Annotated in this window: 13 protein-coding genes and 1 tRNA gene; 4 read left to right on the top strand and 10 right to left on the bottom strand. The window is 62.7% G+C overall.

The window, feature by feature from the left end; translation table 11 throughout:
* Positions 1-17 precede the first annotated feature (17 nt).
* Positions 18-1,169: an OpgC domain-containing protein gene (locus QCE79_RS03435; protein WP_309841875.1), complete on the bottom strand. Its 1,152-nt coding sequence runs from the start codon at positions 1,167-1,169 to the stop codon at positions 18-20.
* 252 nt (positions 1,170-1,421) lie between these two features.
* Between QCE79_RS03435 and QCE79_RS03430 the strand changes: the two genes are divergently transcribed.
* Together QCE79_RS03430 and QCE79_RS03425 are read left to right on the top strand one after the other, a co-directional pair.
* Positions 1,422-1,601: a hypothetical protein gene (locus tag QCE79_RS03430; RefSeq protein ID WP_244827341.1), complete on the top strand. Its 180-nt coding sequence runs from the start codon at positions 1,422-1,424 to the stop codon at positions 1,599-1,601.
* A 257-nt stretch (positions 1,602-1,858) separates the two neighbouring features.
* Complete coding sequence (locus QCE79_RS03425; RefSeq protein ID WP_309841873.1) at positions 1,859-3,235, top strand: chloride channel protein; 1,377 nt, start codon at positions 1,859-1,861, stop codon at positions 3,233-3,235.
* A gap of 17 nt (positions 3,236-3,252) precedes the next feature.
* Here QCE79_RS03425 and QCE79_RS03420 read toward each other — a convergent pair whose 3' ends face one another.
* The 6 genes from QCE79_RS03420 to map form a co-directional block, all read right to left on the bottom strand.
* Positions 3,253-3,561 carry a YXWGXW repeat-containing protein gene (locus QCE79_RS03420; RefSeq protein ID WP_244827339.1) on the bottom strand — a complete coding sequence of 103 codons (309 nt, stop codon included), beginning with the start codon at positions 3,559-3,561 and terminating at the stop codon, positions 3,253-3,255.
* A 268-nt stretch (positions 3,562-3,829) separates the two neighbouring features.
* Complete coding sequence (gene minE / locus QCE79_RS03415) at positions 3,830-4,084, bottom strand: cell division topological specificity factor MinE (protein WP_244827338.1); 255 nt, start codon at positions 4,082-4,084, stop codon at positions 3,830-3,832.
* A 9-nt stretch (positions 4,085-4,093) separates the two neighbouring features.
* Positions 4,094-4,909 carry a septum site-determining protein MinD gene (gene minD, locus QCE79_RS03410; protein ID WP_244827337.1) on the bottom strand — a complete coding sequence of 272 codons (816 nt, stop codon included), beginning with the start codon at positions 4,907-4,909 and terminating at the stop codon, positions 4,094-4,096.
* A 79-nt stretch (positions 4,910-4,988) separates the two neighbouring features.
* Positions 4,989-5,771 (bottom strand): septum site-determining protein MinC, encoded by a 783-nt coding sequence (minC, locus tag QCE79_RS03405; protein ID WP_244827336.1) that lies wholly within the window; start codon positions 5,769-5,771, stop codon positions 4,989-4,991.
* Positions 5,772-5,889: 118 nt separating this feature from the next.
* Positions 5,890-6,414: a GNAT family N-acetyltransferase gene (locus QCE79_RS03400; protein WP_244827335.1), complete on the bottom strand. Its 525-nt coding sequence runs from the start codon at positions 6,412-6,414 to the stop codon at positions 5,890-5,892.
* A gap of 217 nt (positions 6,415-6,631) precedes the next feature.
* Positions 6,632-7,414, bottom strand: coding sequence for a type I methionyl aminopeptidase (gene map / locus QCE79_RS03395; RefSeq protein ID WP_244827981.1), 783 nt, complete (start codon positions 7,412-7,414; stop codon positions 6,632-6,634).
* A gap of 244 nt (positions 7,415-7,658) precedes the next feature.
* On the opposite strand from map, the gene QCE79_RS03390 reads away from it, so the two are divergent.
* Positions 7,659-8,036 carry a hypothetical protein gene (locus tag QCE79_RS03390; protein ID WP_244827334.1) on the top strand — a complete coding sequence of 126 codons (378 nt, stop codon included), beginning with the start codon at positions 7,659-7,661 and terminating at the stop codon, positions 8,034-8,036.
* Positions 8,037-8,134: 98 nt separating this feature from the next.
* On the opposite strand, the gene QCE79_RS03385 is transcribed toward QCE79_RS03390, so the two are convergent.
* The 3 genes from QCE79_RS03385 to QCE79_RS03375 all read right to left on the bottom strand — a co-directional run bounded on the left by QCE79_RS03385 (position 8,135) and on the right by QCE79_RS03375 (position 11,194).
* Positions 8,135-8,225 (bottom strand) — tRNA-Ser (locus QCE79_RS03385).
* A 119-nt stretch (positions 8,226-8,344) separates the two neighbouring features.
* Positions 8,345-9,643 (bottom strand): serine--tRNA ligase, encoded by a 1,299-nt coding sequence (serS, locus tag QCE79_RS03380; RefSeq protein WP_250508697.1) that lies wholly within the window; start codon positions 9,641-9,643, stop codon positions 8,345-8,347.
* 234 nt (positions 9,644-9,877) lie between these two features.
* Entirely contained in the window at positions 9,878-11,194 is a 1,317-nt protein-coding gene (locus tag QCE79_RS03375) for a replication-associated recombination protein A (protein WP_309841865.1), read from the bottom strand.
* A 186-nt stretch (positions 11,195-11,380) separates the two neighbouring features.
* On the opposite strand from QCE79_RS03375, the gene cytX reads away from it, so the two are divergent.
* On the top strand, positions 11,381-12,685 hold the full coding sequence (cytX, locus tag QCE79_RS03370) for a putative hydroxymethylpyrimidine transporter CytX (protein ID WP_309841863.1): 1,305 nt from the start codon (positions 11,381-11,383) through the stop codon (positions 12,683-12,685).
* Positions 12,686-12,696: the final 11 nt, after the last annotated feature.

Below are 12,696 nucleotides of genomic sequence, written 5' to 3'. Positions count from 1 at the left end.
TGACGATACCGGCGCGTTCAGCGATCGCGCTGGTTCACCGCATGTGCGGGCACCGGCTGGCCCTTGATGAGCGGCACGCGCTTGCGTTCCCGTTCGACGCGCGTGCGCTTGCGCTCGGCCCAAAAGTGCGCGAGCCATAGGAGCGTGCCGACAGCGAGCGCATCGGCGGCAAGACCGCCAATCCACTGATCGTGCGTCATGCCGATGGCGCGCAACGCCGAATCCAGCACGAGCGACACACACGTGCCCGCGATGAAGCACACGAGCCCTTGCTGCCCGATGGTCACCACGCCCGGCAATTTAGCCGCGAGCGCCTTGATCCATCCCGCATAGACCGCGCGTGCGATCACCCACGCAACGGCGGCGAAACTCACGATACGCAACGTCGCCAGGTTCTGCTTGAGGTATCCCGGCGGCGCTTGCGTTTCCAGGAAGAGCTTGAAGAATGCGAAGGTCAGTGCGATCGCGATCGCTCCGCACGTCAGCCAACGCGCAGTACGGCTTGCGTGGAAGTCGTTGCTGACAGGCTGCACGCGCGCAAGGATGCCCATCACGAACATGAGCTGCCACGCGAACGGATTGAACGCCCACGCTTCGGCGTAGGTCGAGGGCAGCGCGCGCGCCAAGGGAAGAGCGGCGAGCCACACGAGCAGACTGCCGAACATGGCGATAACGGGCTTCCTCTCGGCGAGCGGAACCACGAAAGGCACCGCGAGCGCGAAGATGGAGTACATCGGCAAGACTGACGAAAGATACGGCTGCTGGCGCAAGGTCGTGATGTCGAACAAGAGCCCGACCGGACGGGCAAGGAACGTCGGCCATTCGGTGTACCGCAGCATCGGCGAATCGATCTTGAGGAGCATCAGCAATGCGCCGCCGATCAACATGAGAACCGCGGTCAGCAGATAGGCGCGATAGATCTCCCAGCTGCGCTTGAAAAAGCGTCGGCGGGCGGCTTGTGCACTACGGCGAGTCGCAAGCGCCGTGTATGCCGCCGCCGACGCATAACCGCCGAGGAAGACGAATACTTCCGCGGAATCGCAGAACGCGTATTGATGCAGCGTAAAGTGCGACAGCACGCTTCCCGATATATGGTCGACCGCGATAATGAGCAGCACGACGCCTCGAAAGAAATCGACTTCGAGAGAACGTTGGGTCGGGGAACTCATTGGACGAATGCTCCACGCACTGCGGTCGGGCGCGCGGCCAACATGGCGTTCGCGCGCAAACGGGGTTTGTACCTAGCCTTAAAAGAAAATTCCCTGAATCAACGCGTATTTAAATTAACACTTGAAGACAGTCGGGAAGCTGGCGGCAAAATGACTATTTTGTTGGGTGTTGCAGTAACTATGCCAATACCTAATACTCGATGAAACGCCGGTCGCGGGAAGCAATGCCGTCTCAATCGACAGGAGGCTGAAATGCCTTTTCATCTGCAGAGTTCGCATCTCGTCGTGGTCATCGCACTGGCCTTGGTGACGGCCTTGCTCCTTGCGATGAAGTTCCGGCCGCTCACATGGCGCGGCGTCGTTTGCGAGGCGCTCATTGCGAATATCGGAGCCATCGGCGCGGTGATCGCTTTCGAGATGCTTACCGGCTGAAAACGTGTCCAGTTTTCGACTGACCAAGATTTTTCAAGCCGATTGAACTTTCGTCACGGGCAAAAGTCTTTTCAGGAGTGCCGTGCATGCGCGGCAACCTTCTCCTCTCCGCTCCCGTTATCGGGAGCGTTTCTTGGGCGCCTGGCGAAAGCCTCGCGCCTGTTCTTTTTTCTGGCTCCGGGGTCTGCTTCGTCAGGCGTAACCTGCCGCATGCATGGGACGCTCGCTATACTCTGCCCTTTGGCCGAAGCGACCGCATGATCCGAGCGCTACGTTCTCTTTCTCTTCGCACCGCGCGACGCACACGCGGCCTGTGGCGTCGCTACGGTATCTTCTGGCTTGGCGCAATCGCCGTCGGACTGATCGCCGTCTACTATGCGCGGCTGATCGACTGGGGCTACGGACTTTTTCTCGATGCGCGCGCCGCGCACGCCTGGCTGCCGCTCGTCATCACACCGGCCGCCGCCGCGCTATGCGTTTTCGTCACGCGCAGGTTCTTTCGCGGCTCGGAAGGCAGCGGCATCCCGCAGGTCATCGCCGTAATCAACAGTCCGACTTCGGAAGCCGGCGGACGGCTGCTTACGCTCAGGATTCTCGCGAGCAAGATCGCCGTATCGTTCATCGCGATTCTGGGCGGCTTCACCATCGGCCGTGAAGGTCCGACCGTGCAAGTCGGCGCGGCGCTCATGTTCAACATGCGGCGCTTCTACCCGCGCTCGAACTCGCTGATCGAACGGCAACTCGTGCTGGCGGGCGCGGCGGCCGGTCTGTCGGCGGCGTTCAACACGCCGCTCGCGGGGATCGTCTTCGCCATCGAGGAGCTCACGCGCAGCTTCGAAGTGCGCACGAGCGGCGTGCTTATCACGGGCATCATCATCGCGGGGATCGTGGCGCTCGGGCTCAACGGCAACTACACGTATTTCGGCACCATCGACGTCGGCACGCACTTTTCGAACATGCTGGCCGTCGCGGTGATCGTGACCGCCGTCGTCACGGGCATGGCGGGCGGCGTCTTTTGCTGGCTCCTTCTGAACACGTCGAGGTGGATTCCCGCGCCCTTGCGGCATTTGCATGCGTCGCGGCCGGTCGTGTTCGCCGCGCTGTGCGGACTGGTCATCGCGATCGTCGGGCTCGTGTCGGGCGGCACGACCTTCGGCAGCGGCTACGCGGAAGCGCGCGGTCTGCTCGAAGGCCGCGAACATCTTTCGGTGTTCTACCCGCTATTGAAAATGATCTCGATGATCGGCTCGTATCTGCCGGGCATTCCGGGCGGCATCTTCGCGCCGTCGCTGTCGATTGGCGCGGGCTTCGGCAACGTGTTGCATCTGCTGTTTGGACAGATGTCGCTGCCCATGATGATCGCGCTCGCGATGGTCGGCTATCTCGCAGCCGTGACGCAATCGCCGATTACAGCGTTCGTCATCGTGATGGAGATGATCAACGGCCACGCGCTCGTCATCTCGCTGATGGCGACCGCGCTGGTGTCGAGCCGCGTGTCGCGCTTGTTCGCGCCGCCTTTATACGAGGCGCTGTCCGAGCGCTATATGGCGCCGTTGCCACAACCGGCGGCCTCGCCCGAGGTGCCGGAAAGAGACGAGGCCGTCGTCGAGAAAGACGCGGCCCCGCAAAAGTAATCAGCCTTACGCGCCGATCAATCCCAATGCCCTGCCACATAGCGATGCTGGCCGTGATCTTCCACCCAAACGGCCGGCACCCAGTGGTGGCCGACGTGCTCGGCTTCCCAATGGCCGCCCGCCCAGACGTAGTGGCCGTGTTCCCAGTTCCAGTGACCCTGATCCCACACGTAACCCGCGCGTGCGGGCGGCACCGGCTCATGGCGCGGCGCGGGCGGCGCGCTAGGCGCCACGATCACGATTTCGGCCGATGCCGCGGTCACGGTGAGCGCGCCAGCGACGATAAGCGCGGTTGAAGCGAGCAAATGGCGAACGGAAGTTTTCATGCTTGGACCTCGTATTCCAGGACATTGAACGCGCCGGGTGGCGCGGATTTTCATGTCGGCAACGCAACCTTGCTGCCGATGTCCGTTCAATGCGCGACGTGGTCAAAAGGAAGACAAACGTCTGATTACGAGATGACCGAAGTGCAACCGAATATTGATGAAAGCCACGCGCATTTGAAGCCGCGCGCAAACGATAGCGTCGCCATGAAAAAAGCCAGGATCGCCCGATCCTGGCTTCATACGTTCATCTCGATACACAAGCCCGGCGTTATGCCGGCGGTATCTCGATCTTCACTTCCAGCACTTCGAGATCGTCCTGACGTTCGAGGCTCACTCGAATATCGTCGTCAGTAATCTTCACGTACTTCGAAATCACCGCAACGAGTTCCCGTTGCAACGCCGGCAGGTAATCGGCGGCGGCTTTGCCACCCGCGCGCTCGTGCGCAATGATCAACTGCAAGCGTTCCTTCGCGACCGCAGCGGACTTTTTCTTCTCGCCCAGCAAAAACGAAAGAATCGACATTGCGTCCCCTTACTTGGTGCCGAAGATACGTTGCAGCAGCCCTGGCTTTTGATAATCCGTGAAGCGCAGCGCCTTTTCCTCGCCGAGAAAACGCGACACCACGTCCTTGTACGATTCCGCAACGTCGGTGCCGTCCAAATGCACCGCGGGCAAGCCCTGGTTCGATGCATGCAGCACCGCTTCCGACTCCGGAATCACGCCGATCAGCTCGATCCGCAAGATCTCCTGGATGTCGTTCAACGACAGCATCTCACCTTCGGAGACGCGCTTCGGGTTGTAGCGCGTGATCAGCAAATGCTCCTTGACCGGGTCCTTGCCTTCGATCGCGCGCTTGGTCTTCGAAGCGAGAATGCCGAGAATACGGTCCGAGTCGCGCACGGACGACACTTCCGGGTTCGTCACGATAAGCGCTTCGTCCGCGAAGTGCATGGCCATGAGCGCACCCGACTCGATACCCGCCGGCGAGTCGCAAATGATGTACTCGAAGTCCATCTTGCTCAGTTCGTCGATCACCTTCTCCACGCCTTCGAGCGTGAGCGCGTCCTTGTCACGCGTCTGAGACGCCGGAAGGATGTAAAGGTTCTCGAGCTTTTTGTCCTTGATGAGCGCCTGATGCAGGTTCGCCTCGCCCTGGATCACATTGATGAGGTCGTACACCACGCGGCGTTCGCAACCCATGATGAGGTCGAGGTTGCGCAGACCGACGTCGAAGTCGATCACGGCCGTCTTGTGGCCGCGCAATGCGAGCGCCGATGCGAAGCTCGCGCTGGTGGTCGTCTTGCCGACGCCGCCCTTCCCCGAAGTCACCACAATGATTTTTGCCATACAAGTACCTTGTGTTCGTCAAATAGGTCCGTCGCGTTGCTTAATCGAGCGCGCGCCAAGGGGCATCGGGCGCGCGGCGTCAGGTCAGCCGCAGCGGTTCGATCATCAGTTTTTCTTCGTCCAGCCAGATCTGCACCGGCTTGCTCTGTACATCGGGCGAGAGCGGGTTCTCGGTCGTCCGGTAGATTCCCGCGATGGAGATGAGTTCCGGTTCGAGACAAGTGCAGAAGATCCGCGCGTCGTGATTGCCGTGCACGCCTGCGAGCGCGCGGCCTCGCAATGGCGCATAGATATGGATATTGCCTTCCGCGATGACCTCGGCGCCGTACGACACGAGCCCGAGCACGATAAGATCGCCTTTCGCGTAGACCTGCTGACCCGAGCGCAACGGCCGGTCGATGATGGTCGACGGCTGCGGCAGCGCGGGCGGCGGCGTGATGGCGACTGCTGCTTCGATCGCCGCGGCGGCCTCGACGTTAGGCTTGGCCTCATCGACCGAAGGCTTCGGCGCGCCACGCCGGTCGCGCGCCTCGAGGACCGGCAAGCCGCCCTCGCTTGCCCATTGAATTGCCCAGCGCTGCACCGGCAACGCGACGATGCCCACGGGCCGCATGCGCACGCTCTTCAGAAGCGTCTCGAGCTCCGCGAGCGAGACGCGCTCGCCTTCGCCGCCTTCGGCTTTCTCGGCGAGCCGGCGCACGTCGATGGCGACCACGTCGCCCGCGAAGAATTCGGGAGTCGCCTCGAAGCGCCGCGTGAGTTCAGTGCGCAGGGCATCGAGGTCTGGAGTCTTGACGACGAAGTAGAGCGTGTCGACGGAGCCGCTGCGCAGTTCGAAGAAGGGCGTTTTGTTGAGCGACATAGGAACGGCCAAAATTTTTGCGTATTTTACAGGCGTGTGGGCGCGCGGCCATACTTTTTACGGCCCGTTTCAGCTATCGGAAACGATGAGTACGCGCGAAGGAAGGGTGAAGCGAGACTTACGCGCCGGTCTCGCGCTGAACGTGGCGCACGTAGAGCAGTTCGTGCTCCTGTTCGTGCGACGACATCGTGCGGCGATCGCCCGTGGGTCCGAAGCCCAGACGTTCGTAGAAGCGCATTGCGGTGCGGTTCTCGTCGGCGATCCACGCATGCACTTCCGATGCGCCCTGCGCCGCGAGCCAGTGCGACGCGGCGTTCACGAGCAACTCGCCGCCACGCAAATGGCGCACTGCCGGCGCGACCCAGAGCGCCGCCACGAAGGCCCGCGCCGATCCGGCTTCCTCGACATACGCATGTACGAGCCCGCAGGGATGCCCTTCCGTGTACAGCAGGAAGGTCGCGACGCGAGGCGAATGCGCGTGCTCGGCGGCGGTGTCGTCGAACGATTGCGGTTCGACGCGCAGCGCATCTTCCAGCGTCTCGCCGAACGCATAGGGCGCTTCGCGCAGCGACGACGTGCGCAGCTCGCGCAATACCGCGCCCTGTTGCGAGGCGATTCGGTTGACGGTCAGTGAGGGACTCATGCGGGGCTCATGCAGGCAAATTCTCTCTGGCTCTCTGGCTTCTCTGCCTCGAAGGCGCTCGGGCCTTTCCGGTATTCGGGCCATTCGCGTAGCTTCAACCGAACGGGCGTACCCGTCAATTCTTTCTTCTCGGATAGTGCTTTACAGCGCACATGCAGACGCGCTCTCGCCGCTTACGCACCATCACGGCGCGCGCAAACGGTACCCGCGCGCTTCTTTACGGCGCGGCGTAGGCGCCTACGCCATCCGGCCAGGGCGTAAGCAACTCGAAGCCGTCTTCCGTTACCGCGACCATGTGTTCCCACTGCGCTGACAGCGAGCGGTCCTTCGTGGTCACCGTCCAGCCGTCGCGCGACTGCTGCGTGGCGGGACGGCCCGCGTTGATCATGGGCTCGATGGTGAAGACGAGGCCGGCCTTGAGCCGCAGACCCGCGCCGCGCTGGCCGTAATGCAGCACTTGCGGATCTTCGTGATACACGCGGCCGATGCCGTGACCGCAGTACTCGCGCACCACCGAAAAGCCTTCACGGTGCGCGACCGTCTGGATTGCGTGGCCGACGTCGCCGAGCGTCGCGCCCGGACGCACTTCGCGGATGCCCGCGACCATGGCTTCGTAGGTCGTTTCGGTGAGGCGCCGCGCTTCCTTGTTCGGCGTGCCGGCGTAGTACATGCGGCTCGTGTCGCCGAAGTAGCCGTCCTTGATGATGGCCACGTCGATATTGATGATGTCGCCGTCTTTCAGTTCTTTCGGGCCGGGAATACCGTGACAGACGACATGATTCACCGACGTGCAGACCGTCTTCGGAAAGCCCATGTAGCCGACGTTCGCCGGCACGGCCTTCAGTTCATCGACGATGAAGCGGTTGCAGATGGCGTCGAGTTCGTCCGTGGTGACGCCGGGGCGCACGTGTTCCCCGATCATGGCGAGGACTTCGGCGGCCATGCGGCCGGAGATGCGTAACTTCTCGATGTCAGCGGGTGTCTTGAGCGTAATGGCCATTGGCAGATGTGTTCGTCGCGCCTGCGTGCGTGGCGCGAGAAACGCCGCTTGGGGCGCGCCGTGCACGAGGACATTGGGGCCGATGATAGCACTCTCGTGCGGCCCTCTCTCTTTGGAAAGGCGCATGCGTGCTGCGTTTCGTGGCGACACCGGGCGTTTGCGATCGCGCCATGCGGTCTTGTGATCGATGCGCGATTGTGGTCTAGTGACCCGCATTCGCACTTGAGAACCCGAGCCTGAAGATATGAACCTGCATCGCCTGAATGCTGCTCGTGCCGTTTATTCCGTCTATGCCGTTTGTACCGTTACCGCGGTCTTGTCCGTGCTGGCTGCCTGCAGTTCGACGAGTGGCCCGGAGCTGAGAGCGTCGAAGCCCGTGATTCATGTTTCATCGGCGCGGCGTGCGTCGGATATATCGGGTTGTCTCGAAGGCAGGTTGCCTTCGGTGCAGACAGTGCGCAATCAAGGAACGACGGAGCTCGTCGTCGGACCGAACGCGTGGCTCGTGACCTTGACGCCATCCGCGTATGGAACAGAGGTGAAGGTGCAGCGATCCGTGGATGACTACAGCGGGTTGCCGGAGCCCGAACTGAGGTTCGATGTGGCGCGATGCACGACTTGATGCACGACGTGATGCCGAAGTGATGCGAAGGCCTTGAACGAAACCGGGCCCCCAACGAAAAACCCCGCAAGTCTCACGACTTGCGGGGTTTTGTGTCTTGGCGGAAAGGGTGGGATTCGAACCCACGGTACAGCAAAACTGTACACTGGATTTCGAGTCCAGCGCATTCGACCACTCTGCCACCTTTCCGTCTACCAGACTGGGCCTTAAAGGCTTTGCCGGCCTTCGCGAAGCGGGTCGTTGCCAAGCGAAGAACGAAAGTATAACGAAGTCGTTCGAGCTTTCCAAGGCCCTTTTTAAAATAAACGTCAGACCACAGCCGGCGCCTCGATACGCTCCGCGCCACGCATGTAAGGGCGCAAAACCGCGGGAATGGTCACCGAGCCGTCCGCGTTCTGGAAATTTTCCAGCACGGCAACCAGCGTGCGTCCCACCGCGAGACCCGAGCCGTTGAGCGTATGCACGAACTCCGGCTTGCCTTGTGCATTGCGAAAGCGTGCCTGCATACGTCGCGCCTGGAAGGCCTCGGTATTCGAGCAGCTCGAAATCTCGCGATAAGTGTTTTGCGCCGGCAACCACACTTCGAGGTCGAAGGTCTTCGCCGCCGAAAAGCCCATGTCGCCCGTGCAAAGCGTGATTACGCGATACGGCAATTCGAGCTTCTGCAGAATGGTTTCGGCCTGCCCGACCATCTCGTCGAGCGCGGCGTACGAGTGCTCGGGTGCGACGACCTGCACCATCTCGACCTTATCGAATTGATGCTGGCGAATCAGGCCGCGCGTGTCGCGTCCATATGAACCCGCCTCGGAACGGAAGCACGGCGAATGCGCCGTCAGCTTCACCGGCAGCGCGCTCGCTTCGAGGATGCTGTCGCGCACGGTGTTCGTGAGTGAAATCTCCGAGGTGGAGATGAGGTACTGCGTGATCGTGTTTTCGTCGCCGCCCTTCTCGACGCGGAACATATCGTCGGCGAATTTGGGCAACTGTCCGGTCCCGTAGAGAATCTCAGGATTCACGATGTACGGTGTGTACGCTTCTGTATAGCCGTGCTGTTCGGTGTGTGTGTCGATCATGAACTGCGCGAGCGCGCGATGCAGCCGCGCAATAGGCCCGCGCAAGAGCGTGAAACGCGCGCCCGAAAGCTTTGCGCCGGTTTCGAAATCGAGTCCGAGCGGCGCGCCGACATCGACGTGATCCTTGACCTCGAAATCGAACGCGCGCGGTGAACCCCAGCGGCGCAATTCGACGTTCTGCTTCTCGTCGTTGCCCACAGGCACGCTTTCGTGAGGCAGATTCGGCACGGTCAGCATCAGGTCCGACAGACGCTTCTGCACGTTTTCGAGTTGCGTCGCCGATGCCTTCATCGTGTCGCCGATGCCGCCTACTTCCGCCATCACCGCCGACGTGTCCTCGCCCCGGCCTTTCATCGCGCCGATTTGTTTGGACAGGCTATTGCGGCGCGCCTGAAGTTCTTCGGTGCGGGTCTGGATGTCGCGTCGCTCGGCTTCGAGCGCGGCGAAGGCGGCAACGTCGAGCGTGTAGCCTCGGTCGGCGAGGCGCTTCGCGACGCCGTCCAGGTCTTTACGGAGGTGTTGAATGTCGAGCATGTCGGGGATGCTTTTGTTAAGTATTCGAAAACGACGATTTTAGCGCACGCATCGGGCGCGGCCGTGGCTGGCGTTCAGGCGATCATGCGCCGCCGATATTTGCGGCATGGCGCGCCGCCAGTAGCTGTGAAGTCTAACGCACCGGTTACGGCCGGCGCGTGCCGCTTCGATTCGCTCGATGAAACAGGCGGGCGGTGCGAGTGAAACGAAGCACCCGCCAGCGTGCAACACCCCTTACCGCTTCTTCTCATCCTTGTGCTCGCGCCGCCAGGCTTCATCGAGTTCCGCGAGACGCGACAGCTTGTCGCCGATCTTGCCTTCCAGCCCGCGCGGCGTCGGCGCATACCAGTGCGGGTCGCGCATGCCGTCCGGCAGATAGGTTTCACCGGCGGCATAGGCGTCCGGTTCGTCGTGCGCGTAGCGATACTCGTGGCCGTAGCCGAGCTCCTTCATCAACTTCGTCGGCGCGTTGCGCAGATGCACCGGCACGCCGCGCGACTGATCCTTGCCGACGAAGCGCCGTGCCTCGTTATACGCGTTGTAGCCCGCGTTCGATTTCGGCGCGACCGCCAGATAAATGAGCGCCTGCCCAAGCGCCAGTTCGCCCTCGGGCGAGCCGAGCCGCTCGTAAGTTTCGGCGGCATCGAGCGCGATGCGCGCGCCACGCGGATCGGCAAGACCGATATCTTCCCAGGCCATCCGGACGATGCGCCGCGCCAGATAACGCGCGTCCGCGCCGCCGTCGATCATGCGGCAAAACCAGTACAGCGCGGCGTCCGGATTGCTGCCGCGCACCGACTTGTGCAGCGCGCTGATCTGGTCGTAGAACGCGTCGCCGCCTTTGTCGAAACGGCGCAGATTTTCGGCGAGCGCGCTGCCGAGCAACGCGCCATCCACGTGCGTCTGCTTCTGCTGCGCGGCCGCGCGTGCGACGATTTCCAGGTTATTCAGGAGCTTGCGGCCGTCGCCATCGGCGGAACCGATCAGCGCGTCGCGCGATTCGTCGGTGAAGGTCAGGCCGCCGAGTTCAGTGCTTGCGCGCTCCAGCAGTTCTTTCAACTCGTCGGCGTCCAGGCTTTTCAGCACGTAGACGGCGGCCCGCGACAACAGCGCGCTGTTCACTTCGAACGACGGATTTTCGGTCGTCGCGCCGACGAACACGAACAGGCCCGACTCCACGTGCGGCAAGAACGCGTCCTGCTGGCTCTTGTTGAAGCGATGCACTTCATCGACGAACACGAGCGTCTGGTGCCCGTTCGCGCGATGAATCTGCGCCGTCTCGACCGCCTCGCGGATATCCTTCACGCCCGAGAGCACCGCCGAAAGCGAGATGAACTCGGCGTTGAAGGCAGCGGCCATGAGGCGCGCGAGCGTGGTCTTGCCGACGCCGGGCGGGCCCCAGAGGATCATCGAATGCGCCTCGCCCGATTCGAACGCGACGCGCAGCGGCTTCGCCTGACCGAGCAGATGCTTCTGCCCGATCACGTCGTCGATGGTGCGGGGGCGCAGGCGTTCCGCGAGCGGGACGGTGCCACGGTTTTCTTCGAACATGTGCTTGCTGAGTAAGGTGAGGCGCCGACGGCCGGGTCACCGGACGCATTTTTGCCTATGCCGAACGGCAGAGCTAGCGCATTGCTCCGCGTGGCCGCAAAATCCGGGTCATTATGACAGCCGATGCTCGCGCGCAAGCGACGGCTTCGGACAAACCGCGAACAGACAAGATAAGGATCAAATCCGATGCAGCAAGAGGACACGTCGACTTACGCCCCGCTCATTCCCGTGCCGCCCGAACGGCGCGCCTTCGGCACCAGCGACGCCTTCGCGCTGTGGTTCTCGCTCGGCATCGGCCTGCTAGTCGCGCAGGCGGGCGCGCTGCTCGTGCCGGGTCTGTCGCTGCCGCACGCACTCGTGGCAATCGTCATCGGCACGGTGATCGGCGTGGTGCTGCTCGCGCTCGCGGGCGTGGTCGGCGCGGACACGGGGCTCGCCGCCATGTCCTCGCTGCGCCCGACGCTCGGTGTGCGCGGCGCGTCGGTGCCTGCCGTGCTCAACGCCGTTCAACTGGTCGGCTGGGGCTCGTTCGAAATCATCGTCATGCGCGATTCCGCGGACGCGCTCGCCAAACAATCTTTCAATCTGTCGATGCCGCTCGTCTGGACCGTGATCTTCGGCGTGCTCGCCACGCTGCTCGCGGTGAGCGGTCCGCTGTCCTTCGTGCGGCGCTTTCTGCGTACCTGGGGCATCTGGCTTTTGCTCGCGGGCGCGGGCTGGCTCACGTGGAATCTGCTGGCCAAGCAGGATCTTGCCGCGCTGCTGGCACGTCCTGACACCGGTGAGTTGGCGTTCGGCGCGGGGATCGATCTAGTCGTTGCCATGCCGCTTTCGTGGCTGCCGCTGATTGCCGATTACACGCGCTTTTCCCGCAGCGCGGGCGGCTCGTTTCGTGGCACGCTGCTCGGCTACGGTATCGCGAACCTGTGGTTCTACGCGCTCGGCGCGGTGTACGGGCTGGCCGCGGGCGGCGGCGATGCGCTCCTCACCATCGCGCTCGCGCAAGCGGGGGGCGGCATTGCGCTGCTCCTGATTCTCATCGATGAAATCGACAACGCCTTCGCCGATATCCACTCCGCCGCCGTCTCGACGGGCACGTTCTGGGCGCGCGTGAGCGTACCCGTGCTTTCCGCCGCGTTCGGCGCGCTCTGCACGCTGGTCGCGCTCGCCGTTGCCATGGGCAAGTATCAGAACTTCCTGCTGCTGATCGGTTCGGTGTTTGCGCCGCTCTTCGGCGTGGTGCTGGCCGATCACTTCATCGTGAGAAAACGCCGCGTCGATCTCGCCGCGCTCGGCCAGTCCGTCGGCCGCTATGGCTATTCGGGCGGCTGGCACGTGAGCGCCTTTGTCGCGTGGGCGATCGGAATCGCGGCCTATCACGCGATCAACCAGTGGCTGCCGAATCTGGGCGCGACATTGCCATCGCTTGCGTTGGGCGCCGTCTGCTACTTGCTGCTGGTTTCGACGCGGCGGGCGGCGTTGGCTTCGTAACGTCTCGCCCG

This window comes from Caballeronia sp. LZ003 (assembly GCF_031451465.1).
In the GTDB taxonomy this organism is placed as follows: Bacteria; Pseudomonadota; Gammaproteobacteria; order Burkholderiales; family Burkholderiaceae; genus Caballeronia.
The sequence above is the reverse complement of the archived record's forward strand: the minus strand, read 5'-3'. Positions and strand labels throughout refer to the sequence as shown.